The organism is Pedobacter sp. 22226 (genome assembly GCF_052045455.1).
Classification (GTDB): Bacteria; Bacteroidota; Bacteroidia; order Sphingobacteriales; family Sphingobacteriaceae; genus Pedobacter; species Pedobacter jeongneungensis.
In genome coordinates this window covers 342869-369554 of the sequence record NZ_JBQEPB010000003.1, presented here as the reverse complement: position 1 = coordinate 369554, position 26686 = coordinate 342869, and the positions used below count along the sequence as shown (strand labels likewise).

The following is a 26686-nucleotide window of genomic DNA, read 5'->3' as shown; positions in this document are numbered from 1 at the left end:
ACAAGTTCAGGATGACGAGTTTATTTATTAAATAGCCGAGTAAAAATAATCGTAATGTACCAGCGCTTTCTGTTTTTTCTGTCCGATACGTTCCCTGGCTTTATCCGATCCGTATTCTGCAATGCCCAGCCCGATCAGGTTATTTTTTTCATCAATAATTTTAATAATATCACCCTTTAAAAAGTCGGTCTGGATTTCGATAATCCCCACAGGCAATAAACTGGTTGCTTTACCAGAAGTTAATACGGTTTTGGCGCCATCATTTAGCTTAACTACCCCAGTTGCTGCGGTTTCTGAATGGGCGATCCATTTTTTCTTGCCCGATTTACTTTTTTCGGGTACAAAACGGGTATGCACCAGTTCATTATTTAATAAAGAAATCAATACATCATCTTTTGTTCCATTGGCGATATGCACAGAAATACCCAATTTAGCCACTTTTTGCGCCATGGTTGATTTGGTAATCATTCCGCCGCGGCCAAATTGCGATTTACCGGTTTGGATAAACGAAGCCAGGTTGGCAACCGAACCATTAATTTCCTGAATCACTTCTGATCCTTCAATTTTCGGGTCGCCATTGTAAATGCCGTTTACGTTCGATAAAATAATCAGTGCATCAGCATTCAGCATTGAGGCTATTAACCCGGCGAGTTCATCGTTATCGGTAAACATCAGCTCGGTTACCGAAACCACATCATTTTCATTTACCACCGGGATTACCTCGTTTTGAAGTAAAATCTGCAAGCAGTTTTTCATATTTAAATAATGTGCACGGTCGCGGAAATCTTCTTTAGTAACCAAAACCTGGGCACATTGTATTTTGTGGGTTGCAAAGAAACTGGAATAGGTATTAATCAGTTTTACCTGACCAATGGCCGCCAATAGCTGACGGGTAGTTACTGCATCCTGTTTTTCGGAGACCTTGATTAAACTTCTTCCCGAAGCCACTGCTCCCGAAGAAACCAGAATCACTTCAATACCCTGCTTTTTAATGTCGGCCAATTGATTTACAAGGTGCTTAATCCGCAATTCATCCGGCAAACCATTCGCTTGCGTAATTACATTTGAACCAACTTTAACAACTATTTTTTTGTAGCCTAATTTCATTATGATCTTCAAACCGTTTGGATGTGGCAATTTAACATCATTTTTTTTAAATCGGAGGAATATCTATAGGCTTGGTGGATTTTTACGAAAATGGCAACGGTTGGCGTATGGCGCTATGCGGTTGGTGCAAGTCCGAAGACCGAGGTCCGAGGTTTTGAGCAAGCAAGACAATTAACCAGTTTTCAGTGGGCGGTTTACAGTTAATAATTTAGCCACTCAACAATAAACAATCTGCCCTACAGTTAACCGATTTAAACAATTAACCAGTTAACCCAATGAACTACTGAACTAAAAAATTATTAAATTGCAATTGAACCTAAATCAAAACACTATGAAACGTATCTTACCGGGCCTTATATTGCTCAGTGCAATTACGGCTTGTAACCATCCACAAAAACAAGAAATGAAAGCAATAAAGTGGCCTGATGCAAAGGCACCCATCGCGGAGGTTATTCCGCACCAAAGGGTTATACATGGCGATACCGTAGTAGATAATTACTATTGGATGATCGATTATTTTAAAAAAGGACCGGATAGTGCCAAGGTTGTAAATTACCTGAAGGACGAAAATGCTTATCTGGATACCATGATGAAAAGTACCGGTAAGTTTCAGGCCGGTTTATTTAAGGAAATGAAAGCCCGCATCAAAGAAAAAGACGAATCGGTTCCCGTTTTTAAAAATGGCTATTATTATTATTCCCGCACCGAAGACGGACAACAATATTTTAAATACTGTCGCAAAAAAGGAAATTTATCAGCAGCTGAAGAAATTTTATTGGATGTAGATCAGCTTGCAAAAGGACATACCTATTACAGCGCAACCGGTTTTAGCATCAGCCCTGACAATAAACTTTTAGCCTTTGGGGTTGATCAGGTTTCACGCCGTCAGTACACCATAAACATTAAAAATTTAGAAACGGGCGAAATTTTAAAAGATGCCATCACCAATACCGAAGGCAGTGTTGCCTGGGCCAACGATAATAAAACGTTTTTTTACACTTCAAAAAATCCGGTTACGCTCTTAAGCGAAAAAATCAAGAAACATGTCCTTGGAGCAGATGCTAAAAGCGATGTTGTAGTTTACGATGAGAAAGATAATACCAACTACATAGGCGTAGGCAAATCGAAAAACGGCAGGTATATTTTTATTGCTTCGCAGGGAACGCTTACTTCAGAATATAAAATAGTAGATGCCGACCATCCTGAAAATCCTTTTAAAATTTTTGCGGCACGATCAAAAGATGTATTGTATGATGTAATGCCTGTTGATGGCAAATTTTTGATTCGGACCAACTGGAATGCCAGGAATTTCCGCTTGATGGAATGTCCGCTGGATAAAACGGAGAAGGAAAACTGGACAGAGGTAATTCCGCACCGTACTGATGTTTTATTGGAAAGTGTTGAAGAATTTAAAGATTTTACTGTTTTATCCGGACGCAAAAACGGCCTGACCGAGCTTCGTGTACTTAAAAAAGACAAAAGCGATTATTACATCAAGTTTAATGAGCCTGTTTACGATGCCGGTGTTGGTGCTAATCCTGAATATAACAGCACTACTTTGCGCTATGCTTATACCTCATTAACAACGCCAAATTCTACCTACGATTACGACCTGATCAAAAAAGACCAGAAATTAATGAAACAACAGGAAGTTTTGGGCGGATATAACCCTAAAGATTATGTAACCGAGCGTGTTTTTGCAAAGGCGAAAGATGGCACTAAAGTTCCGATTGCTTTGGTTTATAAAAAGGGTTTTGAAAAGAATGGTAATTCGCCTTTGTTGCTGTACGGTTATGGATCTTATGGTGCAAATTCTGATGTTTATTTCTCTTCGCCTCGTTTAAGTTTGCTGGATAGGGGCTTTGTATTTGCCATTGCCAATATCCGTGGCGGACAGGAAATGGGTCGCCAGTGGTACGAAGACGGAAAACTAATGAAAAAGAAAAACACCTTCACCGATTTTATTGCGGCAGGAGAATATTTGATTGATCAGAAATATACCTCGAAAGGCCATTTATATGCCCATGGTGGTAGCGCCGGTGGCTTATTAATGGGTGCCGTTGTAAACCTGGCACCTGATTTATGGAATGGTGTAATTGCCGATGTTCCTTTCGTGGATGTAGTTAATACCATGTTGGATGAAAGCATTCCGCTCACCACAAACGAATTTGATGAATGGGGAAACCCGAAGCAAAAAGCGGCTTATGATTATATGAAAAGTTATTCGCCTTACGAAAATGTTGAGAAAAAAGCCTATCCGAACATGCTCGTTACAACCGGGCTGCACGATAGTCAGGTACAATATTTTGAGCCGGCAAAATGGGTAGCCAAATTAAGGGCAACCAAAACCGATAAAAATGTACTGCTACTTAAAACCAATATGGAATTTGGCCATGGCGGTGCCTCTGGCCGTTTCGATTATTTAAAAGATGTGGCATTACGCTGGGCCTTTTTATTCTCGCTGGAAGGGATAGAGAAGTAAATACATTAACCTCGTCATTTCGAGCGGAATGCAATGGAGTCGAGAAATCTGTCTAGATAGATCTCTCCGCTACGGTCGAGATGACGGGATCTAATTAAAAAACCTTAAACAATATCATGAACACCAAACTAAAAACACTCCAAATTATCCACCTTGCTTTATGCTCTGGCGTTTTCCTCTTCGCGTTGGTAACCATTTTTCTTAACCGCGAAATCATGTTTTTTGATGCCAATCCAAAAACTACTTCGCCTTTTAACCCGATATTTCCAATTATGGGGCTGATTACCATATCCGGAAGCATATTCTTTTACAGAAATCTCATTACCAAAATTGATAAATCTGCCACCGCCGATACCAAAATCAACATGTACCAAAGTGCCTTTATCATCAGTTCAGCACTTTTAGAAGGCGGTGCACTTTTTAATATCGTAGGTTTTTTTATGACACATAATTCGTTCTTCCTAATTTTTGGCCTCGCTAATTTTGTTTTTCTAGTACTAAAAAGGCCAACTAAGGATAAATTGATTTCCGCTTTACAATTGCAATACCCCGATACAGAGGCTTTGTAAGCAATTAGCCTTATCTTTGCCCTTCAATGGAATACAATGTTCACACCCTGCCAAACGGCATACGCTTACTGCATGTGCCTTCGGCTTCAGCCATATCTCACGCCTGCATCATTATCAATACCGGGTCTCGCGATGAACCCGAAAATAAGGCGGGTTTAGCTCATTTTATTGAGCATTTAATTTTCAAAAGGACCGAAAAACGCAGCACTAACCAGATTTTAAACCGTCTGGAAAGTGTTGGGGCCGATTTAAATGCCTATACCACAAAAGAATATACCTGTGTACATGCTTCATTTTTAAATCCATATCTGGATAGAACATTAGATCTTTTTAACGATATCATGTTCCATTCTACTTTTCCAGAAGAAGAAATGGATAAAGAAAAAAGCGTTATCCTGGATGAAATTTCTTCTTACCTCGATCAGCCCGAAGAAGCCATTAATGATGATTTTGAAGATATGCTTTTTGCTGGTCATGCATTGGGGAACAATATTTTAGGCACAACAGAATCTGTTCAAAATTTTACCCGTGAGGATGTGATCAATTTCAGAAAGGCGAATTACCGCACCAACGAAATTGTTGTGGCCGTTTTAGGCAATTATACTTTAAACAGTGTTATAACCAAAGGAAGCAAATATTTTGCTGATGTTGAAGAGAATAATCCGGATAAAAAAAGGATTAAACCAGGCATTCTTCCACAAAGCAACACCACCATTTACAAACCGATTATGCAGGTACACTGCATTTTGGGTACACAGGCATATTCTACGTACCAATCGCAAAAAGTTCCTTTAATGCTGCTTAACAATTACTTTGGCGGTAATGGAATGAGCTCGGTTTTAAACTTACAAATCAGGGAGAAATATGGAATTGCTTATACCATCGAATCTAATTTCTCGCCGTTACACGATACCGGCATTTTTTCCATTTACTTTGGCACCGATAAAGAAAAACAGAACAAAGCACTTTCTTTGATTTTTAAAGAAATTAAAAAACTTAAAGAAAAACCTTTAAATGAATTGCAACTGCAAAAAGCCAAAAATAAATTTATCGGACAGATTGCCTTAGGAGAAGAAAACAGGATCGGTTTAATCATTTCGATGGCCAAAAGTCTGATCGATCATGATAAAATAGATCCGCTGGAGACAGTTTTTGAGAAAATTAATGCCGTTACCACCACGCAAATGGCTGATGTGGTACACGAAGTTTTAGATATTGATCAACTGAATATCTTTACTTTCTGCCCAATAGAGGAATAATTGTTATTTTTGTAAAAAAATGCAATTTGCATTGCTTGACTTTTTTCGTCATTGCGAGGCAAGAAGCAATCCTACAACAATCGCTAGTTCACCCAGCGCTTTAAGATTGCTTCGTGCCTGGCAATGACGGACGACATAAAATACAATACAATGAAATTACCAATAGTAGCTTACGGAGATCCTGTTTTAAAAAAGGTAGGAACCGATATCGATAAAGATTATCCTGAATTAAAACAATTGATCAGCGATATGTTCGACACTATGTATTACGCCAATGGTGTGGGCCTTGCTGCCCCACAGATCGGTTTACCGATCCGTTTGTTTATTGTAGATACCGGTGAAGATGAAGATGGCAAACCTGGTTACAAAAAAGTATTTATCAATGCAGAGATTCTGGAAGAAACCGGCGAAGCCTGGAGCTTTAACGAAGGTTGCTTAAGCATTCCCGATATCCGTGAAAACATCATGCGTAAACCAAATATCAAAATTACCTATTTCGACGAAAATTGGGTAGAACATACCGATGATGTTGACGGAATGCCGGCACGCGTAATCCAGCACGAATATGACCACATTGAAGGTAAACTATTTACGGATAAGGTGAGCGTACTCCGCAAAACAATGCTAAAAAGTAAACTGGATGCGATTTCGAAAGGAAATATCAAAACAGATTACAAAATGAAGTTTCCGAACAAGAGCAAGAAAAGATAGGTTTTGAAGGAAGATGTAAGAGGGAAAATGGAAACGTTTTCCCTTTTTTAATTTGAATGATTCTCTGCCATATCATCATACTTAATTTATTTCAGCTGTGAGGTCTCGTCATTGCGAGAAGGCTTTTCAGCCGACTCGCAATGACGACTTTTCTATTGAAATTAGCAATGACAAAAAATGCAATGACGTCGAGAAATCTAACCAAATAGATCTCTCCATTCCGCTACGCTTCAGTCGAGATGACGGACTTGTGGAAGTAAACAGAATTATCACGCGCCTTGGTTCGTGTCTCCACGAACCAACAGTTTTATCTTTAAGACTTAAAAAAAACAGCTTTCAAATCTTTCCGGAATGCGCAAAAATCTGAATCAAGAATAAAATGTAATTGCTAATTAAAACTGTCCGCTGCATCCAATACTAAGGACTCCGGACTTATGACTGCAGACTAATTCGTCCTGCTCTTATCGCCATCAAAAATCTGCTGCATCAGCTTGCCCCAGGCAAAAGGATTAAGCAGGGGATTGGTTTGAACCATATTTTTGTTGATCATCCTGTCGAAATTATATCGATAATTCTGGCTGCCGATTTCCTGTCCGTCACGTGGAAGCGTTTGGATCAACCCATCGATTGATGAACGCGAAAGGTTCTTTTTGGCAATGGCCATATCATCATCCGCCAGTTTCATCGATAAAAACTCGCGGGTAAATTCTTCTGTAGTAGCCCATGGAAAAACACGTACCGAAGGTAAATCAATCACATTTGCTTTCAGTTTCACCATAATGGTGTATTTGCTATCCGGCGTACTTTGTGGTATTACAGTAGAGAATTTTTTGTAACCGATAGCGGTAAACAGGATCGTATCGCCCGGGTTAACAATAAAAGTAAAGTATCCCCTGTAATCGGCGCCAACCCTTTTACTCTTTGCAGAAAGATTGGTGATGGTTACGTAAGGTATTACATTTGAGCTATCGATATCGGTAATAATCCCTGAAAACTGGATGAGTTTATCCTGTACCGGCTTCTGTTGTGCAAAAGCGGTTATGGAAAAAATTAGGCAAATCAGGGTAATACAATATCTCATTAAGACAAAAGTAATTTTTAAAATAAAACTTTCTAGTTAAATAGTGTTAAAGCTTACTCTTGCTCTGCCATATTTACGGCAACTACCGAAGTGATCTGAGGAACAGCTTTCATAATTGCCTGTTCTATACCCGATTTCATGGTCATAAAACTCATCGGGCATGACCCGCAGTTACCCAAAAGCTTAAGTTTTACCGTTCCTTCTGATGTAATTTCTTCAACAGAAACATCACCTCCGTCGGCCTTTAAATATGGCCTGATGGTTTCCAATGCCTGTTCTACTTGTTCTGTTAAATTCATTATATATTTTTTAAGGTTATAAAAATAGTAATTTTTTAGCAATTCACCATTTGCGCGTTATTGATGGAAATCTGCTGTGCAATCTTACTTGCAATATCGCCAAATATGCCATCCAGCAAAGGATTTTGGTTCAATGCCACCGGTTTTCCTTTGTCGCCTGCTTCAGAAATGCTCTGGATAATCGGAATTTCGCCCAAAAACGGCACATCAAAACGTGCTGCAAGTTCCGTACCACCACCTTTACCAAAAATGTAATATTTATTATCCGGCAGTTCTGCAGGTGTAAAATACGACATGTTTTCAATAACACCTAAAATCGGGATATTAATTCCCGGCATTCTGAACATGGCCAATCCCTTATGCGTATCGGCCAAAGCAACCTGTTGCGGCGTGGTAACCACAACCGCTCCCGAAATCGGGAAACTTTGCGTAATGGTAATGTGGATATCGCCGGTACCTGGAGGAAGATCTACGATCAGATAATCCAGTTCTCCCCAGTTCGTATCATTAAATAATTGTTTTACTGCGTTAGAAGCCATGGGGCCACGCCAGGGCACCGGTTGACCGGGATCAGCAAAAAAGCCTAAGGATAATAGTTTGATCCCGTATTTTTCGATCGGTAAAATTTTCGTTTTGCCATCTGCAGTTTCCTCAGCACCTGGTTTTGCATCAACAAGATCGAACATGGTAGGTACCGATGGACCATAAATATCGGCATCAATCAAACCAACTTTTGCACCATCCCTGGCCAATACCACAGCCAGATTGCTTGATACGGTAGATTTACCCACACCGCCTTTACCTGATGAAACCAAAATGATGTTTTTGATGTTATCTAGTGAAGATGAGTTGGTTGGCTGGGTAACCCTGGATGTTACATTGATTGTTATTTCTGCCGTTGGCGATACAAAATGTTTAATGGCATTTGTACAGGCATTTTTCAGCATTTCCTTCATCGGGCATGCCGGCGTAGTAAGCTCTAATGTAAAATTGACGTGGTTATCTGCTATCTGTAAATCCTTAATCATGTTCAGGGTTACCAGGTCTTTCTTAAGATCCGGATCTTCAACATTTTTAAGCGCATCTAAAACTTGTTGCGGGCTAATCTGCATTGTATTAATTTAAATTCAAAATTAACAAAACATAGCCATAAATACTTTTATTTAGGCTTTTTAACTGTAATTTTAACACGAAATAAACATTTAATTGTTACGTTTAAGCAATTAACCATTTTAACGACTATATGCGAATACCAAAAATTAAGATCCCCAAAAAATATTTAAAAATCGGAGCCTGGGTTTTAGGTGTTTTTTTAGTTGTTTGTATTGCTTTGGGTGCCGTAGCTTATAGCAAAAGGGAAGCCCTTCTTAAAAAAATGGTCGCAAAGGCAATTGCCAAAGCCGATAAAGATTACGGTCTGGAAGTTAAAATCGGATCAGCCGGATTTACAGGCTTAAGCACCGTAAAAATGACCAATATTTCTGTCGTTCCTAAAGAGCGCGATACGCTTTCCAACATCGGAGAGCTAAGTGTTGGTGTAAAACTTTTTCCACTCATTTTTGGCAATGTGAAGTTTTCGGAAGTAAAACTGAAGGAAGGTTTTGTAAGTGTAGTGCTTAAAGATTCGACTACCAACATCGATTTTATCTTAAAAAGGAGGAAAAAAGATAGCACCGAAACTAAAGGGAAAGTAAATTTATCAGAAATAGCCAGTAACATCCTTAACCAGGTTTTGTATAAAATCCCTGATGACATGGATGTGCAAAACATGATTTTTAAACTAAATGATCATGATACTGCGAAATTAAGCTTTGCCACGATGGCTACAATCGATGGTGGGGATTTAAAATCGGCCATAAATGTGAACAATGGCGAAGCTACCTGGCATGTGGATGGTTATGTAAATCCGGGAAGTAAAGAGTTACGCTTTATGGCTTACGCTGACGGCAAAAAACTCGAATTACCCTATTTAAACAATAAGCTGCACGCAAAACTCAGTTTCGACACCCTGCAAACGGAACTTAAAAATGCAAAATACAGTGGCGATGATTACAAAATATCTGGTTCCTGGTCGGTAAAAAACATGCTGATCAACCAGCCACGTATCGCTTCAAACGACATCATTGTACAAAGCGCAAAACTGGATGCCGATATTTTGGTTGGCCCAAATTATATTGCGTTAGACAGTTCATCTACTGCTTACCTGAAAAATGCGCAGATCCACCCTTTTGTTAAATATACCTTAGGCAAAAATAAGATTTACGAGTTAAAGTTAAGGGCCGAAGAACAGGATGCACAAAGTATTTTAGATGCTTTTCCGCAAGGTTTGTTCGAATCGCTGGAAGGATTAAAAGTACAGGGAAAGGTAAAATACAACCTCAATTTTTACCTGGATACCAAAATACCTGATAGTGTCCGTTTTAATTCGACCTTAACGCCCGTTGATTTTAAAATTGTGCAGTGGGGAAAAACAAATCTGCAAAAAATCAACAATACCTTTGTTTACACGCCCTACGAATACGGCAAACCGATGCGTGATATTACCATTGGCCCATCTAACCCGAACTTTACACCATTATCTGCCATATCTAAAAACTTCATCAATGCGGTTTTAACGGCAGAAGATCCATCTTTTTTTACACACAATGGCTTTGTGGAAGAATCAATCCGGAAATCAATTGCGGTAAACTTTAAAGAAAAGAAATTTAAACGTGGCGGTAGTACCATCAGCATGCAGCTGGTTAAAAACGTTTATTTAAGCCGTCAGAAAACTTTGGCCCGTAAAGCCGAAGAGATTTTAATCGTTTGGCTTATCGAACATAACCACCTGATTAGTAAACAACGCATGCTTGAAGTGTATTTCAACATTATGGAGCTTGGCCAGAACATTTATGGGATAGGAGAGGCATCAAGATATTATTTCGGGAAACAACCAGCCGATTTAACCATCGGCGATGGATTGTTTTTGGCCAGTATTGTACCTAAACCAAAAGCATCGATGTATAAATTTATGGCCGACGGCAGCCTGAAACCTTATATGTTTAATTATTTCAGGTTTATGGGAAATATTATGGCCAGAAAAGGTTTAACACCAAGTGATACCTCAGGTTATGGTTTTTATAACGTTCGCCTGAGAGAAGGACTACGCCGCTATTTGGCACCAGATACCGCTGTGGTAGATACCACCGCGTTTGATGATGATGGTGATGGTTTGCCGGTTGTAATTGTACACGATAAAAATAAAAGTTTCTTTGAACGCTTATTTGGTGGCGGATCTAAAAAAGATACTACTGTAGCCAAACCAGCAGGCACCCCTGCCGATACCACTAAAACCAAAAAACAGTTAAGGCAGGAGCGCAGGGAAGAACGCAGACGACAAAAGGAACTGGAAAAGAGTGAGCAGTAGTAGCCAGTTCTCAGTTTACAATTGGCAATTGTCAGTTTTTAGTTAACGCCACAATTAACCAGTTAACCCACTGAGCGCAGTAGAAGGGTAAATGATTAACCAAGATCAGTTTGTAGTTCACAATTTTCAGTTTGCGGTTGCCACAACAATTAACCAGTTAACCAATTTATACAATTAACCATCTAATGCAGCATGCACAAAATAAAAGTAGAGGATAAAGAGTTCGAGATATTTTTAGAAAACGACACCTTAAATAAACGGATCCGTTTGATGGGTATCCAGATGAATGTTGATTATGAAGGCAAATGCCCTTTATTTATTGGCGTACTGAACGGCAGCTTTTTATTTATGGCCGATCTGATCAAAGAAATCAACGTACCCTGCGAAGTTGCTTTTATGCGTGTAGCCTCTTATGAAGGCACATCAAGTTCTGGAAATGTGAAAGAACTGATCGGACTGCCCGAAAATATTGAGGGAAGGGACATCATTATTGTAGAAGATATTGTTGATACCGGCTTAACTTTAACCCACATTTTAAAAACAATTAAAGAAAAAAATCCGGCATCGGTTAAAGTAAGCTCTCTTTTGCTAAAACCAAGTGCCCTGAAGTACGAAATTGAAGAACTGGAATATGTTGGTTTTGAAATACCTAACGAATTTGTTGTAGGTTATGGCTTAGATTATAATGGCCTGGGCCGGAACTTAACCGACATTTATAGAGCAACTGAGGCATAATTATTAGATTGGATTAATTTATTTTTCGCACCTTTGCCCAATAATTTTTAACACAATGACCATACATAAAGAAGGTTACACCACCATTGCCCTGAGCGTATTGTTTATTTTCGTCATCAACGCGGTTGTTGATTATAAATATCACGACATTACCTGGCTGCGCTGGTTTATTTATATTTTTTCGGCTGCATTATTTATCATTGTACTGCAGTTTTTCCGTAACCCAAGCCGAAGTTTCTCTTCAGGAGAAAACCTGGTGATCTGTCCTGCAGATGGTAAAGTTGTGGTAATTGAAGAAACTGAAGAAGGCGAATACTTTAAAGATAAACGTTTACAGGTATCTATTTTCATGTCGCCGGTAAATGTGCACATTAACCGTAACCCTATTTCAGGAGTGGTTAAATTTTTCAAATACCACCCGGGGAAATACCTTGCGGCCTGGAACCCTAAATCTTCTACCGAAAACGAACGTACAACCACAGTTGTAGAGCATAAAAACGGTACGCCGGTATTATTCCGCCAGATTGCAGGTGCTTTGGCCCGCAGGATTGTATGGTACGTAAAAGAAGGCGATCAGGTAATCCAAACAGAACAGTTTGGCTTTATCAAATTCGGGTCGAGGGTTGATGTTTTTCTTCCGGTAGGTACCAAAGTGAACGTAGAACTTAATCAGGTTGTAAAAGGTGGAATCACCACATTGGCAACTTTAAACTAAGGACATTAAAAAGCATAAAAAAGCCGGTTTAGTTAATTGCTAAACCGGCTTTTTGTTTTTATTACGATTTGGTTAACGCGGTGGTCTGTGAGGACACAGACCATGGATTTTGCTACGATCGTGAAATGGAAAGGCTCATATTTTGAAACACCAAAACCGCCACCTAAACCTGATAGCAACGGAAAGCCCGGATCCCGATTTTTCATCGGGGGAGGACTTGGAGTGGATAGCAGGAACAAACTTTAATCATCGCCACTGACGCTGCTTTCCAAAAAAATTAAACTTTTCCATGCGCTGTAAGTTACTTTTTCTAGCTACCGCAGCGGTCTGTGAGGACACAGACTACGGATTTTGCTACGATGGTGAATGGAAAGGTTCATATTTTGAAACACCAAAGCCGCCACCTAAACCTGATAGCAACGGAAAGCCCGGATCCCGATTTTTCATCGGGAGAGGACTTGAAGTGAATAGCAGGAACAAACATTAATCATCGCCACCGACGCTGCTTTCCAAAAAATTAAACTTATCCATGCGCTGTATGTTTCTTTTTCTAGTTACCGCAGCAGTCTGCGAAGACATAGGTCACGAAAGTCATTCATGGAATCCATCTAATCCGTAGCATCATTACCCACTTCTTCCTTATCACCAGGAGCTACGGGTCTATCGCTGATTAAACGTTGTGTTGGGTAGGCAAAATCTGATTTATTCCGAACTACGATATCCATAATCTCGAGGTTAATTTCCTGCCTGATTTTAAGGAATTGTGTAGCATTAAGCTCCGTTACAAAATAATTAACCTCTACATTCAGGCCCGAATCACCAAAACTCTTAAACGAGGCATTCCCATCGTCACTTGTACCCTGATGGTTGTTGATATAACTTTCTATTTCGGAAATAATTTTTCTTAGCGAATCCGAACTCGTTTCGTAAGTAAGCCCGATAACAAAAGATACTTTGCGTGAGTTTCTTAACGAAAGATTTTCCAATACCCCATCTATCATACCCCTGTTGGGTAAGGTAGCCATCGTTTTTTCGGAAGTTCTGATCCTTGTACTCCTGAAACCCACCTTTTCTACAGTTCCTTCCACACCATCAACCTTTACCAGATCGCCAACGGTGAAAGGCTTATCTAAAAAGATGGTGAATGATCCGATCAGGTTTTCTAAACTCTCTTTAGCGGCCAAGGCAATGGCAATACCACCAATACCTAAGCCGGTAATCAGCGTGAGTACATTCACTTCGAAAACGAAGCCCAAAAGCGTAAAAAAGCCTATAAAAATGACAATGGTTTTAAATAATTCCTTTAAAAAAGGTACCAGTTGATCATCGGCCTTGTTTTCGGTTAGAGAAGCTTTGTACAGCAGCACGTGACTGATAAAATCGATAATCCTTAAAACAATCCAGAAAAACGACAGGATAATCATAAACAGGAAAATCCGGTCTACACAATCGCCAATGGTTACCGGGATTAACTCCTTGGTTTTGCCAATTAATTTACTGTAATGGAATACAGCTACTTCTAAAGGGTGTTTTAATTGGTTAATGGAAAGGTAAAGGGTAGATAACAGGATAAAAATCTCAATCGGCTTTACCAGCAAAGCCACGAAGGCATCGTTATGCGATTGGTTAGAGAAATTTCTGAAAAGCCTGAACAGCAACCTGCTTAACAGCTTAGAAACAATGTTTTTAAATACCAGGCCTAAAAATAATATCCCTCCGAAAAGAAAATAGGCTTTTACAGTATTGCCCCAAAAAACCTGGTCGAAAAAAGTAGAATCTAACATTTAACAAAGGTATAAACAAAAAAACCTCCACGAAATTAATCGTGAAGGCTATATCTTATAATAAAGAATATTATTTTCTCAATGATTTGATACGAGCAGCTTTACCAGTTAAAGCACGTAAATAGAACAATTTCGCTCTACGAACTTTACCATAGCTATTTACTTCTACTTTCTCAATGTTTGGAGAACTAAAAGGAAAAATACGCTCAACACCAACGCCGTTGCTCATTTTACGTACGGTGAAGGTTTCGTTAGCACCTGCACTGTTACGTTGTATTACAACACCCTGGTAAATTTGAACACGTTCTTTATTACCTTCGCGAATTTTATAGTGTACGCTCACTGTATCGCCAGACTTGAACGCAGGAAAATCTTTTTTCGCGATGGCCTGCTCTTCAACAAATTTTACTAAATCCATGATTTTAAGCTATTAAATCGATATTTCATCCCGTGAAAATCGGATTGCAATATTAGGGATTATTTTTGAGAAAAAAAAACCTATTTTAATTTTTTCCACATTCTTTATGAATTCCACATTTGATTGTGTTAAATGCTTCTATTCCAAAAGGTCAGGACGGCGGGTTTTAGTCCGCTCTAAGGCCTGTTCGTGTCTCCATTCGTTCACTTTCGCCTCATGGCCGCTTAATAAAACATCGGGCACTTTATGTCCGCGCCAATCGGCCGGGCGGGTATAAACCGGAGCATCAAGCAAATCTCCCTGAAAACTGTCAGACAGGGCAGAAGTCTCATCATTTAAAACACCCGGGATTAAACGCACCACAGCATCTACCACGATGGCAGCAGGAAGCTCACCTCCGCTTAAAACATAATCGCCAACTGATATCTCCCTGGTTACAAAGATATCGCGTATGCGCTGATCTATGCCCTTATAATGCCCGCACAAAATAATGATGTTCTTTTTGATGGAAAGTTCGTTGGCAGTACTTTGATTTAAGGTAACGCCATCCGGACTCATAAAAATAATCTCGTCGTATTCTCGCTCAGCCTGTAGTTTTTCAATACATGCCGCAAAGGGTTCGATGCTCATTACCATGCCGCTGCCGCCACCATATTGATAATCGTCTACACTTTTTTGTTTATTGGTGGCATAATCACGTAAATTATGCACCACAATTTCGGCAATACCCTTTTTTTGGGCACGCTGTAAAATAGAATGGGCAAACGGACTTTCTAGTAAACCCGGCAGAACTGTTATGATATCGAAACGCATGGTGCAAAGGTAAGCCTTTAGCGCGAAGTCTTTAGCCTGAAGTAGAATTTTAGCGTGAAAGCGCATTTTATTGCTTTTCCTTAATTGTAACATAAAATGATGCTGCACGTCATATAGTAGAAATTAATCCAAACCTTGATGAAATATTTTCTGCTATTTTCTTCCATTTTTATTTTTAACTATAATCTGCCAGCTCAATCTAAAAACGTTAAAAATTTCGCTGTTGATTATGCAAATCACCATCAGTTCAATGGAACCATTTTGATAAAAAAAGATGCAAAGATTATTTATCATCAAAGTTTCGGAGTGGCGGAACGTTCATTTAATTTACCAGTTAAAAATGACACAAAATATCAAATTTGTTCTATTACAAAAACATTTACAGCAGTTTTGATTCTCCAACTAATGGAACAAGGAAAAATTGATCTTGATAAAAAAATAAACACCTATTTACCCTCTTATAAGGGTGAGAGCGGCTCAAAAGTATCCATCCGTCAATTGCTAAATCACACATCTGGAATGAAAAATACAGATACGGCCTCAGATGCTAATTTTATGAGATATGGGATTGGTTTTTATCATAGGCCATATACTTTAGAGGAGATCGTAGATAATTTTTGTTCAAATCCTCTTATTAACGAACCCGGAGAAAAGTTTGATTACAACAATGGAGAATACATGATTCTAGGTAGAATTCTGGAAATAATATATAAAAAACCTTTTGAACAAATCTTAGAGGAACAAATTCTGATTCCTTTACACATGAATAATTCTGGTATAATTAATCACTATAAACTAATACCGAACCTTGCCACAGCTTATTATAAAGGAAAAGATTTTAAACTAATTCCAAATATACCCATCTATATAGAAGATTTTTCTTCTGCAGGCGCAATGTACTCATGCACAGCGGATTTGATAAAATTTAATGATGCTCTTTTTAGTTATCAACTTATCAAGCAGCAAACCCTAAATCAACTATTAACCCCTGGCCTCGATGATTATGGATACAGCGTTTGGATAAGAGATTACAAAGGAAGTAATCAAAAATATAAAAGAATGGAACGATACGGAAGAATACAAGGTGCCAACTGTGTCTGGTTCCATTACTTAAATTATAATGTCAGCATTATTATATTATCGAATACCAACTTAACCGACCTTGGCGATTTTGCTTCTAAACTTGGAAAAATAGTCTTTTAATTTTCTAAATAGATATCCAATAAACCCTCAGGCAGATCAAGCGTCAGGATTTTTTCCTCATCATCAATTTCGACAATAAAATCTTCATTTAACGGAAAAAGGACTTCCGTTTCCTGATAAATAACCGTAGCGACAAACTGTTGGGGATATTCATTTACTTCAGTGATTTCTCCCAGCTCACCAAGCGTCTCATCAACAGCCATAAAACCTTTAAGATCGGTATAGAAGAACTCAGATTCATCTCTCTCAGGCATTTGGGCAATCGGAAGGTAAAGTTTCTTTTTCAATAAGGGCTGTACCTTATCGATATGGTCAACATCATCAAAGTTAAAATAGCCTGTTTTATTGGCCTGCAATTTTGCTGATGCCACGAAATAGGGAACCAGTTTACCGTTCATATCTGCAAAAACAACATCAAACTCCAGCTGCTCATAATCGTCGAATTCGAAAAATACCTGAACTTCTCCTTTTAAACCCCGTGTTTTGGTAACGTACCCTATGTAAAATGCTTCTTCGTGTTTCATATTATTACATTGTCATCCTGAGGCACGAAGGATCTGATAGCGATGAAACAGATCCTTCGTACCTCAGGATGACATTTTTAGTTAAAAAAATAGCGTTCCGAATATCCGGAACGCTATTTAATAAGTCAGAATAATTAAAATTATTCTGCTCCTTCTTCTTTAGTAGCTTCTGCTGCAGGAGTTGCTTCAGTTGCCTCAGCTTCAACTGCTGGTGCTTCTTCAGTAGCTTCTTCTTCAACAACCTCTTCTGCAACTGGTGCATTTTTAGCTGCGATAGCTGCTGCTCTATCTTCTTTTTTCTTAGCTTCTGCGGCTAAAGCTGCTTTACGTAAGTCAGCTTTAGAAGCTGCTAAACCTTCTGATTTACCAGAAATTTTACCTGATTTAGCATCTAACCAGGCTGCAAATTTTTCATCTGCCTGTTCTTGAGTTAAAGCGCCTTTTTTAACACCACCTTCTAAGTGTTTTTTGTATAAAACACCTTTGTAAGAAAGGATAGCACGGGCAGTATCAGTTGGTTCTGCACCATTGTTAACCCAGGCTAAAGTTTTTTCGAAGTTAATTTCGATGGTTGCAGGATTGGTATTTGGGTTATAAGAACCTAAACGCTCAATAAATTTACCATCACGTGGAGAGCGGGAATCTGCTACCACAACGTGGAAAAAAGGTTTCCCTTTTTTACCGAATCTTTGCAATCTGATTTTAGTTGCCATTTTCTTTTGTATTTATGTATTCAACATAGTTCCCGGAGCTTCATGCTGCGGGGCTGCAAAGATAACTAAAATACTGGAAATTAAAAACATAGTTTAAATTCTTTGTTTTAAGGATATTTGCACCAAAATATTTGCAGCTACAAAATGGAAAGAATTGCGATTGACATGGACGAGGTGATTGCCGATGCCGTTGGAAAGTTTATTAAATTATATAACCGTGATTTTAATGTTCCGCTTGATTTGAAGATTGATGCGGGAAACGAAATTTATCACCATGTGCCTCAGGAGGTAAACCAAAAATGGTTCGAGTACATTAATGAGCCCGGATTTTTCCGCGATCTTGAAGTAATTGAAGATAGCCAGCGGGTAATTAAGGCATTGCAGGAAAAATATGATGTTTATATCGTTTCCGCGGCAATGGAATTCCGTAACTCACTGGTGGATAAATACGATTGGATGGCCGAACATTTCCCTTTTATTGATTGGCAGCACATTATGTTCTGCGGAAATAAAATTGTAAACGTCGACATCATTATCGACGACCGAATCAAAAACTTTGTAAATTTTGACGGCAGGCCATTATTGTTTACCTCGCCACATAATTTACTGATAACAGAATATGAGCGTGTAAATACCTGGGAAGAGGTAGCGGGCTTGTTGCTATAATATTGTATTCATAGGGTCGACTTAAGTCGACCCCCTATGAATATATTTAAAAGTTAAACTCCCCAACAAAATTTCCACCGCTGCTTCCGGCAGCCAGTGGCAGTACAATTACTTTTCTTTGCTGTTTGCCGGTTGCATAACGGGTGTAAATCTCAGCTGTTACCGTTGTGGGTCCGCTGATGTTGATCTGCCTGTCGCCGTAATAATTCACTTCTATCTTATATTTCCCTTTAATCGCTTTTTTGATCATGAACTGCTCCGGGCCATAACCCGAGGTAAAATCGTTACTGATCCTTCCACCAATTTTGGTTCTCGAGTTACCATAAAAGCCTTTTTCGCCAGTAGGATCGGTTAACCACAAATCGATGTCGGTATCATTTTTATTCCAGTTAAGTACCACGCGTACATCCACCGGCAAAGGCTGGATTAAACGTTTATCTATTCCCTTAGTATTAATGTTATTGCCATGTTTTGCAATAAGGTTATTTATTTCTGAAATTACAATCTCTTCAATCCCCTGGTCTCTGTCGGCAATCTGGGCGTTATAACTTTGGGTAAGCACTTTGTATAAATTATCGATTGCAGCCTGGTACTGCCCGTTATCGGCCAGGGCCAAAGCATAATCGCGGTAACTTTGTGCATCCATCGGGCGCCATTGCAACACCTTTCGGGTAATAAAAATTTCTTCTTTAAAATTGCCCGTTTGTTTTAATTTGTAAGCAAGTGTTTTATAGAGATCGGCGTTTTCCAAATCTAAATCGGCAATATTGCTTAAAATAGTTAATGCCCTCACACTGTCTTTCTGTTGGTAAAACCAATTAGCTACATCAAAATAAAACATTGGAGTAGAAATGTATTTCGGACGCATTTTTAAATAAGCCTGGTAAGCGCTATCCGGTTTGCCAACCAGATTTTTCATATAATCTTTATCACTTTTAAATTCGGGGATCATAATGGCTGGCTGTTGTGGTGGTGGTACGGGCGAAATTCTTTTGGCATCTGCTTTTCCTACCTGCATTCCGGCAACCCTGCCCTCTAGAGCACTCGAAACGTTTCCCCTAATAGTTGTTACTGATCCTGTTAAAGAGGCTTTCCGCTGTGTGGCATAACCTACTACCACCACCTCATTTAATTGACTCGTTTCTTTATCTCTGCTGGCGGCCCCGGTAAGCGGGGCCGCAGCTACAGCTTGCGGCATTGGAGGAACGATTACTTCGGCTGCTTTCGCAACTTCCCGTCTTGGTGCGTTACCAGTGGGTTCGCTCATTACAATATCTGCTGTTGGATCGCCTTTTACATCTCTTTGTCCCGGATCAGGATAGCTTTCCCTCTTCTTTTCCGGTTCTTTATAGTTAAAATCAGTATTCCACCAGGTTTTTAATTCTTTGGTCATGGCTACCGCAGCATTAATCAGGTCTTGCCTGTGTTCTAAAAGATCTGCTCTGCGCTGCTTTAAAACGGCATTATAAGCCTGTTGCAATTCTGCAGGTGGCACAATATCATAACGCAAATAATCATTTAAATTTTCCAGTACGATTAAACTGGTGTTGCGGGTAACAATACCAAACTGTTTACTTAAAATGCTGATATCCTCTTTGTTTTCTTCGTACCGGATATCCATTTCGGCAATTTTCTTCTGTGCCCAAACGCGGCTTACATCGATACTGCTCAAAGTGTGTTCTGTTGCATTTAAACGAACCACCTGCTCGGCAACCACGGTATTTCCAAAACCAAACTGTAGTGTAAATTCCGTATTAAAATCGCTCATAATGCCTGCCAAAGAAAAATGCCCGTTTACATTTACTTTCATTGAAGGGTAGGTTTGCCGGATGCTGCTTCCATTTTTGACTCCTAAAAACTGAAGGTTCTGTTGATTTAACTGTTTAAAAGCATCATTAACAGCAATAGAATTGAGGTTTACAAATTGTCCGCCTGTTTTTAAGGTAATGTATTTTAAGGTGCTGTAATCTGCCTTTAATGATGTATTGATACAATGAACGGGCTTATTTAAACTCACGGTGCTTTTTCCGAAGGTAGATAAGCCATCAGTAAATAAAAGATATTCATCTGCCAGAATCGACTTTGCATTTATCGCACTGAAATTTGTACCACCATCGTAAACCAGGTTCTTTAATTTATCTTTTAATGCTGCCCAGTTGCCGTTTGAGATAACGAAAGTTCCGGCATTTTTAAAGCCGTTATTTACCAGGCCCAATTGGATGGTTAAGTTTTGCTTTTGTTTAATAATCAAATCCAGCAATTCTATTTCTTTTTCGGTATTGCGTTGAAGCCCGCTTAACGATACATCCCAGATTAAGCCGATGTGATTGGCCCACTGACGCTCCCGGCTCTCCATTTTAGGAAAAACATTTACCAGAAAATAATAACCTGAAGATGCTTTTTGCATTTGCACCTCGGGCAGGTTATTCCGCTTTGGCAAATTAATGGTGAGGCCATTTTTAGGCTGGTAATTGCTTTTGTTTATTTCCCCAACGTAGGTATTTCCGCTGGCTTTTAAGTCAAAACTACCATCGGGCTGTTCGCCAAGCTCTGGTTTTATGATGCTTTCAAAAACCGTGGTTTTTAAGCTGAAATTTTCAATGACCTGGTTATAATCCAGGGGCAGGTGATACCTTAAAACATTTGCGCTGTTAAAACTCAACTCTTCTTCGTAACCCACAATAATAGTTCGGCTGCCATTGGCCGGCAAAGGGTAGATTCTTGTGCGAAAATTATTGCCTTCAACTTTTTCCAACAGGCCCGGGTCAACACGCCGGCGTTCAATGCTTTCGAAAACTTCGGTTGCTTTTGCTTTTTCTACCGGAACAGCCTCACGCATTTTCCCGTTGATATCCAAAGCATAACGGCTAATGCTCACTCCATCTGGCATCGGGAAAGTAAGTTCTCCCTCTAAAATGCGGTTACTGCTATTGTGAAAGGTCATCGTCATCACCGTTGTGGCAATATTCCCTGTTATCTGTACATCGATGTTCAGTTTTTTAAGTTTAACCGCTTCTTTCTGTTCGGCAGTTTCGGCCTGTTGTACCTTTAATACAGGCATTTGTGCCTTCACAAAAAGGGTTATCAATAATAAAGGAAGGATGAGTAAGGTTTTAGATGTGCTCATAGCAATGATTTTTAATAGTGATGCAAAAGCACAAGCGATTTCATAAATTTATTTTCGTAAGTCTGTTTTAAACACCTGATTTTAACCGTTTAAAACCTTTGAGAAACACTAAAAAGAGCATTTGTTAAAAATTGTAACATTTCTAAAAAAAAATGTTCTAATGATAAAAACTAAAACTATGTTAGTAACCACAACGCCTACAGTTGAGGGCAGAAAAATTGTAAAATATATCGGTTTAGTTACCGGAGAAACGATTATTGGTGCAAATATTTTTAAGGATTTATTTGCAGGAATAACGGATATAGTAGGGGGAAGATCGAGTTCTTACGAGCGTGTTTTACGCGAAGGAAAAGATACCGCAGTTAATGAAATGCAACAATATGCGGCCGCTTTGGGCGCCAATGCAATTGTTGGTGTAGATTTAGATTACGAAACAGTTGGTAGCGGCGGCAGCATGCTTATGGTAAGCGCCAATGGCACAGCCGTAATTTTAGAAGATTAAGAAATTGCTTATTGCGAAAACTAAGCAAAAACAAGAAAGTCTTTCCGATGCGGGAAAGACTTTTCTTTTTATATCCTGTTTCGTTTTAAAACGAAAGTATATCGATGAGTTTAAGCCATTTGGCACTCACTTTTTCGGCATTAATGTGTTTAATGGCATGATCGAAAGGGGTAAAAATAATTTCGCGGTTTACCTGTCCGGCCATTACGCCGCTTTCGCCACTAATTAGCCCTTCTACCGCAGCAACACCTAAACGGCTTGCCAGTACACGGTCCATACAGGTTGGTTTACCTCCGCGCTGAATGTGGCCTAAAACCGAAACTTTGGTATCGTAATGCGGGTATTTTTCCTGCAAAATTTCGCCAACTTTAAATGCACCACCGGTATCATCACCTTCGGCAACAATAATAATTTTCGAGGCTTTGTCTTTACGGCTGTGCTCCAGTTTGTGTAAAATATCATCTGCATTCATGTTTGCCTCGGGGATCATGATCGCTTCTGCACCAACACCAATTCCACTTCTTAAAGCAATTAAACCAGAATCACGGCCCATCACTTCAACGATAAATAATCTATCGTGCGATTCGGCTGTATCCCTGATCCGGTCTACCGCATCAATAACGGTATTAATGGCAGAATCGTAACCGATGGTAAAATCTGTTCCAGCTAAATCATTATCTATTGTGCCCGGAAGGCCAACAATAGGGAAATCAAATTCTTTTGAAAAAATATTGGCTCCGGTAAACGTTCCGTCTCCACCAATTACAACCAATGCATCAATATTTTGTGCTTTTAGGTTTTCGTAGGCTTTTTTTCTCCCTTCAACAGTTCTGAAAGCTTCACTACGTGCGGTTTTTAAAACGGTACCTCCGCGCTGAATGATGTTGGCTACCGACTTTCTGTCCATAGGGATAAAATCATTGTTGATCAGCCCTTCGTATCCCCGGATAAACCCGGTTACTTCAATGTCATAATAAATAGAGCCCCTAACAACAGCTCTAATTGCGGCATTCATGCCTGGCGAATCGCCGCCAGAGGTTAAAACACCAATCTTCTTAATCTTATTCATTTGTTTGTTTCTTGGCAAATTCGGATAATCCATTATCCAGGTATTGCAAATATTTATCTATATCAAATTCAACTCCGATAGGAGGGGAAACTAATTCTTTTTCATCGGTACCCAAAAGTACATAATATGGCTGCGAAATGGTGTTAAATCTTTCAGCCTGCAAATGTTTAAACTTTTTACCAACTGTATTTACTTTTGTACCTAAAATTTTCGAGTCAAACTGTTCCGCTTCCGGAAGGTCTGTTTTGTCATCTGTATAAAGCGATACCACAATGTAATCTTCTTTTAACTTTTTAAGCACTCTCGGGTCCGACCAAACACGGGCTTCCATTTCGCGGCAATTTACACAACCATGTCCGGTAAAATCGAGAAATAACGGTTTTTTTACTTCTTTGGCATAAGCCAATGCTTCCTGATAATCAAAAAAACCATCAATATTATGCGGAATGTGTAAGAATTCAGCATATTTACGCTTAGCGTGGTTAGGTGTTGCAGTTTGGCTTGATCCACCACCACTATCCTGTCCGATTACAAAATCCTGGGTAGAAAGCGGGGGTACCAATGCACTTACAGCTTTTAAAGGGGCACCCCACAAACCTGGGATTAGATAAATGGCAAATACAAAAGTTGCCGTTGCAATAAACAACCTCGGTACCGAAACGTAAGGAAGGTCGCTATCGTGAGAGAATTTGATTTTTCCCAATAAATAAACGCCCAAAATTAAGGCTAGTACAATCCAGATGGCCAGGAATATCTCACGGTCTAATATTCCCCAGTGATAAGCCAGATCTGCTGTTGATAGGAATTTTAATGATAAACCCAACTCCAGAAAACCAAGAAAAACTTTAATTGAGTTTAACCATCCGCCTGATTTTGGCAAGCCCGTCATTAAACTTGGGAAAATGGCAAACATGGTAAAAATTAACGCTAATGATAGCGAAAAGCCAAACATGACAATAACAGGTGTTAGCAGATCGGTATTGATGGCTACCAACGAGGTTCCAATTAACGGTCCGGTACACGAAAAAGAAACAACTGCTAAGGTTGCAGCCATAAAAAATATCCCACTTAAGCCTTTAGCATCCGATTTTGCATCGAGTTTATTTACAAATGAACTTGGCAGGGTAATTTCGAACGCACCTAAAAAAGATACGCCGAAAACAATCAGTATAAGGAAGATGAAAATGTTAAAAAATCCATCGGTCGATATTTCATTTAATGCACTCGCTCCCCAGATTAAGGTAATAATTACGCCTAAACCAACATAAATTACAATGATGGATAAACCATAAATAATGGCACTTCTGATTCCTTTTGCCCTGCTTTCGGCCCTTTTGGTAAAAAAACCAACAGTAAGCGGAACCATCGGAAAAATACATGGAAGAAAAAAAGCAGCAATACCGGCCAATAAGCCTAAGCCAAAAGTTACCCAAAGTGATTGTTTTGGAGCATCTTTACCAGCTACCGTAGCTTTTTCTACTTTGGCTGTATCTTTTTTAATGGTGTCTTTTTCCGTTTTTACCTGGCTATTAGCCGCACTATCCTGTGCAGAACCTACTTCGGTAAAAACAATATCATCTGGAGGTGCGGTTGTTGTGGTATCTTGTGTTACAATAGCGTAACTTTTAACAGCAGGCGATGCGATAAACATGCCAGCCATTAGTAACAATAATAAAACCTTTTTCATTTGTGTGTTTTGTGTGTGTATTTGAGCCTGTGAAATTAAGAATAATTTTATAAACGGCTCTTTATAAACCTATGCGGGAGATAGATTTTACTTTAAAAAGAAACAGTCCCGAAAATTCGGGACTGTTTGTAAATATTTTGAGATCAACTATTTAACGGGAACGCTAAATTCAACTTCTTCTGGCGGAAGGCATTGTTTATCGTTACAAACCATAAATTCTACTTTGCCTTTAACAGCTGTAGTGGCTTTGTTCAATTTTATTTTTTGCTGGAAAATTACTGCTTTTTCAAAATAACTTACGTTCATTTTAAAAGTGCTTTCGTATTTAACAATGGCTTTAGGCTCGATGGTTTTGCCAACCAGGCTAAAATCTTTTGAAGGAGTAAAAGTAAAAGTGGTTTTTACCGGCCCGCCGTCTTTAACGTTTTGCGAATAAATATGCCATCGGTCGTCAATGGTGGCTTTTAAATATATAACCGCTTCTGTTTTACTTGTTTTTTTTGCGAAATAAGCCCAGGTAACGGGTTTTTCGATTTGGGCAAATGCTCCGGCAATGGTAAAAAGTACCATCGAAAGCACCAGGATGATTTTTTTCATTATGTGTTTATTTTGTGTGTGTAAATTCTATTTCTTTAAAGTTAAAGGTTTTTAATCCCTCATTGGTCTCAACAGCTAACCTACCACCATCTTCAACTCCTTTAATTATCCCTTCAAAAAGTTCTCCATCTTTTTTATATAACGCAGGAATATTGAAGTTATAAAGCCTTGCAAGGTAATCATTTTGTAAAATACTGTATTTCCCTGCTCTCAAAATTAAGTAGTATTTTTCCATAAACATGAATATTTTCGCCATAATATCCATTAAAGGAACATTTCTTTGTAAAATTTGAATCACCGAAGTGGCCCGCTCACTGATGCTTTCAGAAAATTTTGATTGATTTACATTTAAACCAATGCCAATTACCGATGATCTGATGGAAGTGCCTGTCAGGGTATTTTCAATCAATATTCCACCTAATTTCTTGTTCTTATAGTACATGTCATTAGGCCACTTTACTTTTATTCCCTCTGGTATAAAATACGATAAAGCGTCGCTAACAGCTAAACTAACCGCTATATTAAGGTAAAACTGTTTATTTAAAGGCAGAAATGATGGCTTTAAATAAATACTGGTGCTGATGTTTTTGCCTGCCTGGGTTTGCCAAACGCTTTCCTGCTGCCCTCTGCCCGCAAACTGATTATCTGCCATAATTACAGTCCCTTCGGCTAATGGCTCGGATTTTGACACCAAATCTTTCAAAAAGTTATTGGTAGAATCAACTTCTTTTAATTTGATTAAATTTTGACCAACAAATAGTGTCGAAAAAGTGTTATTTTGCAAGTGTTGAATTTATATTATTGTAATTCCAAAATTAAAGCATTTTAATGGTAAAAAAGAAAATAGTAGCCCTTTCTACATACCTTTCTGAGTTGGCTGTACATGGCATCCAAGAAAAAAAAGGAGAAGATATAGTGCGGTTAGATCTAAGAAATATTCATACTTCAGTAGCGGATTACTTTATTATTGCGAGCGCAAACTCTGCTACGCAGGTAAAAGCTATTGCCGATAGTGTAGAAAAAGAAATATATAAAGCCACGCAGGCCGATCCACGTCATAGAGAAGGTTTCGAATCTGCAGATTGGATTATTCTTGATTATTTTGATGTGGTTGTGCACATTTTTAAAACCGAAAAGCGCCACTTTTATGGCATAGAAGAACTTTGGGGGGATGCTGAAAGCACAAATTATCAGAGCGCATAACCCTTAGAACCATTTT

The 26686-nt window shown here is 39.0% G+C and carries 25 protein-coding genes; 11 read left to right on the top strand and 14 right to left on the bottom strand.

The features are described 5' to 3' along the window. Nucleotides 1-27 precede the first annotated feature (27 nt). Nucleotides 28-1107 (bottom strand): glutamate 5-kinase, encoded by a 1080-nt coding sequence (proB, locus tag ACTJKC_RS08510; RefSeq protein WP_440791083.1) that lies wholly within the window; start codon nucleotides 1105-1107, stop codon nucleotides 28-30. A 331-nt stretch (nucleotides 1108-1438) separates the two neighbouring features. On the opposite strand from proB, the gene ACTJKC_RS08505 reads away from it, so the two are divergent. The 4 genes from ACTJKC_RS08505 (at nucleotide 1439) to def (ending at nucleotide 6128) form a co-directional block, all read left to right on the top strand. After that, nucleotides 1439-3589 (top strand): S9 family peptidase, encoded by a 2151-nt coding sequence (locus tag ACTJKC_RS08505; RefSeq protein WP_440791081.1) that lies wholly within the window; start codon nucleotides 1439-1441, stop codon nucleotides 3587-3589. A 116-nt stretch (nucleotides 3590-3705) separates the two neighbouring features. Then, nucleotides 3706-4158, top strand: coding sequence for a hypothetical protein (locus ACTJKC_RS08500; RefSeq protein ID WP_344851390.1), 453 nt, complete (start codon nucleotides 3706-3708; stop codon nucleotides 4156-4158). A 26-nt stretch (nucleotides 4159-4184) separates the two neighbouring features. Further along, nucleotides 4185-5417, top strand: a complete 1233-nt coding sequence (locus ACTJKC_RS08495; RefSeq protein ID WP_440791079.1) for a M16 family metallopeptidase — start codon at nucleotides 4185-4187, stop codon at nucleotides 5415-5417. A gap of 150 nt (nucleotides 5418-5567) precedes the next feature. Next, complete coding sequence (def, locus tag ACTJKC_RS08490; RefSeq protein ID WP_025141620.1) at nucleotides 5568-6128, top strand: peptide deformylase; 561 nt, start codon at nucleotides 5568-5570, stop codon at nucleotides 6126-6128. Between the two features lie 445 nt (nucleotides 6129-6573). Here def and ACTJKC_RS08485 read toward each other — a convergent pair whose 3' ends face one another. Genes ACTJKC_RS08485 through ACTJKC_RS08475 form a run of 3 tightly spaced genes read right to left on the bottom strand, consistent with a single transcriptional unit; the run spans nucleotide 6574 to nucleotide 8620 of the window. Next, entirely contained in the window at nucleotides 6574-7209 is a 636-nt protein-coding gene (locus tag ACTJKC_RS08485; RefSeq protein ID WP_440791076.1) for a hypothetical protein, read from the bottom strand. A gap of 53 nt (nucleotides 7210-7262) precedes the next feature. Beyond that, on the bottom strand, nucleotides 7263-7508 hold the full coding sequence (locus ACTJKC_RS08480; RefSeq protein ID WP_025141622.1) for a NifU family protein: 246 nt from the start codon (nucleotides 7506-7508) through the stop codon (nucleotides 7263-7265). A 35-nt stretch (nucleotides 7509-7543) separates the two neighbouring features. After that, entirely contained in the window at nucleotides 7544-8620 is a 1077-nt protein-coding gene (locus ACTJKC_RS08475; protein WP_344851387.1) for an Mrp/NBP35 family ATP-binding protein, read from the bottom strand. A 131-nt stretch (nucleotides 8621-8751) separates the two neighbouring features. Here ACTJKC_RS08475 and ACTJKC_RS08470 point away from each other — a divergent pair, with 131 nt between their 5' ends. From ACTJKC_RS08470 to ACTJKC_RS08460, 3 genes are all read left to right on the top strand, one after another. Further along, nucleotides 8752-10914 (top strand): transglycosylase domain-containing protein, encoded by a 2163-nt coding sequence (locus tag ACTJKC_RS08470; RefSeq protein ID WP_440791073.1) that lies wholly within the window; start codon nucleotides 8752-8754, stop codon nucleotides 10912-10914. 192 nt (nucleotides 10915-11106) lie between these two features. Then, nucleotides 11107-11649, top strand: coding sequence for a hypoxanthine phosphoribosyltransferase (gene hpt / locus ACTJKC_RS08465; protein WP_344851385.1), 543 nt, complete (start codon nucleotides 11107-11109; stop codon nucleotides 11647-11649). Between the two features lie 55 nt (nucleotides 11650-11704). Then, a complete protein-coding gene (locus tag ACTJKC_RS08460; protein ID WP_440791071.1) occupies nucleotides 11705-12364 on the top strand; it encodes a phosphatidylserine decarboxylase family protein in 660 nt (219 codons plus the stop codon). 608 nt (nucleotides 12365-12972) lie between these two features. On the opposite strand, the gene ACTJKC_RS08455 is transcribed toward ACTJKC_RS08460, so the two are convergent. From ACTJKC_RS08455 to trmD, 3 genes are all read right to left on the bottom strand, one after another. After that, nucleotides 12973-14148 carry a mechanosensitive ion channel family protein gene (locus tag ACTJKC_RS08455; RefSeq protein ID WP_440791069.1) on the bottom strand — a complete coding sequence of 392 codons (1176 nt, stop codon included), beginning with the start codon at nucleotides 14146-14148 and terminating at the stop codon, nucleotides 12973-12975. Nucleotides 14149-14218: 70 nt separating this feature from the next. Next, entirely contained in the window at nucleotides 14219-14566 is a 348-nt protein-coding gene (gene rplS, locus ACTJKC_RS08450; protein ID WP_057930964.1) for a 50S ribosomal protein L19, read from the bottom strand. Between the two features lie 138 nt (nucleotides 14567-14704). Next, nucleotides 14705-15379, bottom strand: a complete 675-nt coding sequence (trmD, locus tag ACTJKC_RS08445) for a tRNA (guanosine(37)-N1)-methyltransferase TrmD (protein ID WP_025141629.1) — start codon at nucleotides 15377-15379, stop codon at nucleotides 14705-14707. A 138-nt stretch (nucleotides 15380-15517) separates the two neighbouring features. Here trmD and ACTJKC_RS08440 point away from each other — a divergent pair, with 138 nt between their 5' ends. Continuing rightward, nucleotides 15518-16582, top strand: a complete 1065-nt coding sequence (locus ACTJKC_RS08440; RefSeq protein ID WP_440791066.1) for a serine hydrolase domain-containing protein — start codon at nucleotides 15518-15520, stop codon at nucleotides 16580-16582. Here the strand turns inward: ACTJKC_RS08440 and rimM are convergent. Both rimM and ACTJKC_RS08430 read right to left on the bottom strand, forming a co-directional pair. Then, nucleotides 16579-17106 carry a ribosome maturation factor RimM gene (rimM, locus tag ACTJKC_RS08435; RefSeq protein WP_440791064.1) on the bottom strand — a complete coding sequence of 176 codons (528 nt, stop codon included), beginning with the start codon at nucleotides 17104-17106 and terminating at the stop codon, nucleotides 16579-16581. The genes ACTJKC_RS08440 and rimM overlap by 4 nt on opposite strands. A 140-nt stretch (nucleotides 17107-17246) precedes the next feature. Further along, entirely contained in the window at nucleotides 17247-17819 is a 573-nt protein-coding gene (locus ACTJKC_RS08430) for a 30S ribosomal protein S16 (protein ID WP_344851381.1), read from the bottom strand. A gap of 144 nt (nucleotides 17820-17963) precedes the next feature. Here ACTJKC_RS08430 and ACTJKC_RS08425 point away from each other — a divergent pair, with 144 nt between their 5' ends. Continuing rightward, nucleotides 17964-18485 carry a 5' nucleotidase, NT5C type gene (locus ACTJKC_RS08425; protein ID WP_440791062.1) on the top strand — a complete coding sequence of 174 codons (522 nt, stop codon included), beginning with the start codon at nucleotides 17964-17966 and terminating at the stop codon, nucleotides 18483-18485. Between the two features lie 46 nt (nucleotides 18486-18531). On the opposite strand, the gene ACTJKC_RS08420 is transcribed toward ACTJKC_RS08425, so the two are convergent. Further along, on the bottom strand, nucleotides 18532-21612 hold the full coding sequence (locus ACTJKC_RS08420; RefSeq protein WP_440791060.1) for a VIT domain-containing protein: 3081 nt from the start codon (nucleotides 21610-21612) through the stop codon (nucleotides 18532-18534). A 178-nt stretch (nucleotides 21613-21790) separates the two neighbouring features. On the opposite strand from ACTJKC_RS08420, the gene ACTJKC_RS08415 reads away from it, so the two are divergent. Continuing rightward, nucleotides 21791-22114 carry a heavy metal-binding domain-containing protein gene (locus ACTJKC_RS08415; protein ID WP_025141635.1) on the top strand — a complete coding sequence of 108 codons (324 nt, stop codon included), beginning with the start codon at nucleotides 21791-21793 and terminating at the stop codon, nucleotides 22112-22114. 85 nt (nucleotides 22115-22199) lie between these two features. On the opposite strand, the gene pfkA is transcribed toward ACTJKC_RS08415, so the two are convergent. The 4 genes from pfkA to ACTJKC_RS08395 all read right to left on the bottom strand — a co-directional run bounded on the left by pfkA (nucleotide 22200) and on the right by ACTJKC_RS08395 (nucleotide 26251). Then, nucleotides 22200-23183 carry a 6-phosphofructokinase gene (pfkA, locus tag ACTJKC_RS08410; RefSeq protein ID WP_440791058.1) on the bottom strand — a complete coding sequence of 328 codons (984 nt, stop codon included), beginning with the start codon at nucleotides 23181-23183 and terminating at the stop codon, nucleotides 22200-22202. Then, nucleotides 23176-24870 carry a protein-disulfide reductase DsbD family protein gene (locus ACTJKC_RS08405; protein WP_440791055.1) on the bottom strand — a complete coding sequence of 565 codons (1695 nt, stop codon included), beginning with the start codon at nucleotides 24868-24870 and terminating at the stop codon, nucleotides 23176-23178. The genes pfkA and ACTJKC_RS08405 overlap by 8 nt, the downstream gene beginning before the upstream one ends. 147 nt (nucleotides 24871-25017) lie before the next feature. Then, nucleotides 25018-25467, bottom strand: coding sequence for a protein-disulfide reductase DsbD domain-containing protein (locus ACTJKC_RS08400; RefSeq protein WP_440791053.1), 450 nt, complete (start codon nucleotides 25465-25467; stop codon nucleotides 25018-25020). Nucleotides 25468-25474: 7 nt separating this feature from the next. Then, nucleotides 25475-26251: a biotin--[acetyl-CoA-carboxylase] ligase gene (locus ACTJKC_RS08395; protein ID WP_440791051.1), complete on the bottom strand. Its 777-nt coding sequence runs from the start codon at nucleotides 26249-26251 to the stop codon at nucleotides 25475-25477. Between the two features lie 44 nt (nucleotides 26252-26295). Here ACTJKC_RS08395 and rsfS point away from each other — a divergent pair, with 44 nt between their 5' ends. Next, a complete protein-coding gene (gene rsfS / locus ACTJKC_RS08390; protein WP_440791049.1) occupies nucleotides 26296-26670 on the top strand; it encodes a ribosome silencing factor in 375 nt (124 codons plus the stop codon). The last annotated feature ends 16 nt before the right edge of the window (nucleotides 26671-26686 follow it).

Excerpts from the sequence above, each read along its gene's own strand:
- trmD (WP_025141629.1), bottom strand. The coding sequence starts at position 15,379 with ATGCGTTTCGATATCATAACAGTTCTGCCGGGTTTACTAGAAAGTCCG.
- ACTJKC_RS08400 (WP_440791053.1), bottom strand. The coding sequence starts at position 25,467 with ATGAAAAAAATCATCCTGGTGCTTTCGATGGTACTTTTTACCATTGCC.
- ACTJKC_RS08480 (WP_025141622.1), bottom strand. The coding sequence starts at position 7,508 with ATGAATTTAACAGAACAAGTAGAACAGGCATTGGAAACCATCAGGCCA.
- def (WP_025141620.1), top strand. The coding sequence starts at position 5,568 with ATGAAATTACCAATAGTAGCTTACGGAGATCCTGTTTTAAAAAAGGTA.
- ACTJKC_RS08430 (WP_344851381.1), bottom strand. The coding sequence starts at position 17,819 with ATGGCAACTAAAATCAGATTGCAAAGATTCGGTAAAAAAGGGAAACCT.
- ACTJKC_RS08420 (WP_440791060.1), bottom strand. The coding sequence starts at position 21,612 with ATGAGCACATCTAAAACCTTACTCATCCTTCCTTTATTATTGATAACC.
- proB (WP_440791083.1), bottom strand. The coding sequence starts at position 1,107 with ATGAAATTAGGCTACAAAAAAATAGTTGTTAAAGTTGGTTCAAATGTA.
- ACTJKC_RS08475 (WP_344851387.1), bottom strand. The coding sequence starts at position 8,620 with ATGCAGATTAGCCCGCAACAAGTTTTAGATGCGCTTAAAAATGTTGAA.
- hpt (WP_344851385.1), top strand. The coding sequence starts at position 11,107 with ATGCACAAAATAAAAGTAGAGGATAAAGAGTTCGAGATATTTTTAGAA.
- ACTJKC_RS08460 (WP_440791071.1), top strand. The coding sequence starts at position 11,705 with ATGACCATACATAAAGAAGGTTACACCACCATTGCCCTGAGCGTATTG.
- ACTJKC_RS08425 (WP_440791062.1), top strand. The coding sequence starts at position 17,964 with ATGGAAAGAATTGCGATTGACATGGACGAGGTGATTGCCGATGCCGTT.
- ACTJKC_RS08455 (WP_440791069.1), bottom strand. The coding sequence starts at position 14,148 with ATGTTAGATTCTACTTTTTTCGACCAGGTTTTTTGGGGCAATACTGTA.
- ACTJKC_RS08440 (WP_440791066.1), top strand. The coding sequence starts at position 15,518 with ATGAAATATTTTCTGCTATTTTCTTCCATTTTTATTTTTAACTATAAT.
- rimM (WP_440791064.1), bottom strand. The coding sequence starts at position 17,106 with ATGAAACACGAAGAAGCATTTTACATAGGGTACGTTACCAAAACACGG.
- ACTJKC_RS08405 (WP_440791055.1), bottom strand. The coding sequence starts at position 24,870 with ATGAAAAAGGTTTTATTATTGTTACTAATGGCTGGCATGTTTATCGCA.
- ACTJKC_RS08500 (WP_344851390.1), top strand. The coding sequence starts at position 3,706 with ATGAACACCAAACTAAAAACACTCCAAATTATCCACCTTGCTTTATGC.
- pfkA (WP_440791058.1), bottom strand. The coding sequence starts at position 23,183 with ATGAATAAGATTAAGAAGATTGGTGTTTTAACCTCTGGCGGCGATTCG.
- ACTJKC_RS08470 (WP_440791073.1), top strand. The coding sequence starts at position 8,752 with ATGCGAATACCAAAAATTAAGATCCCCAAAAAATATTTAAAAATCGGA.
- ACTJKC_RS08415 (WP_025141635.1), top strand. The coding sequence starts at position 21,791 with ATGTTAGTAACCACAACGCCTACAGTTGAGGGCAGAAAAATTGTAAAA.
- rsfS (WP_440791049.1), top strand. The coding sequence starts at position 26,296 with ATGGTAAAAAAGAAAATAGTAGCCCTTTCTACATACCTTTCTGAGTTG.
- ACTJKC_RS08495 (WP_440791079.1), top strand. The coding sequence starts at position 4,185 with ATGGAATACAATGTTCACACCCTGCCAAACGGCATACGCTTACTGCAT.
- ACTJKC_RS08505 (WP_440791081.1), top strand. The coding sequence starts at position 1,439 with ATGAAACGTATCTTACCGGGCCTTATATTGCTCAGTGCAATTACGGCT.
- ACTJKC_RS08485 (WP_440791076.1), bottom strand. The coding sequence starts at position 7,209 with ATGAGATATTGTATTACCCTGATTTGCCTAATTTTTTCCATAACCGCT.
- rplS (WP_057930964.1), bottom strand. The coding sequence starts at position 14,566 with ATGGATTTAGTAAAATTTGTTGAAGAGCAGGCCATCGCGAAAAAAGAT.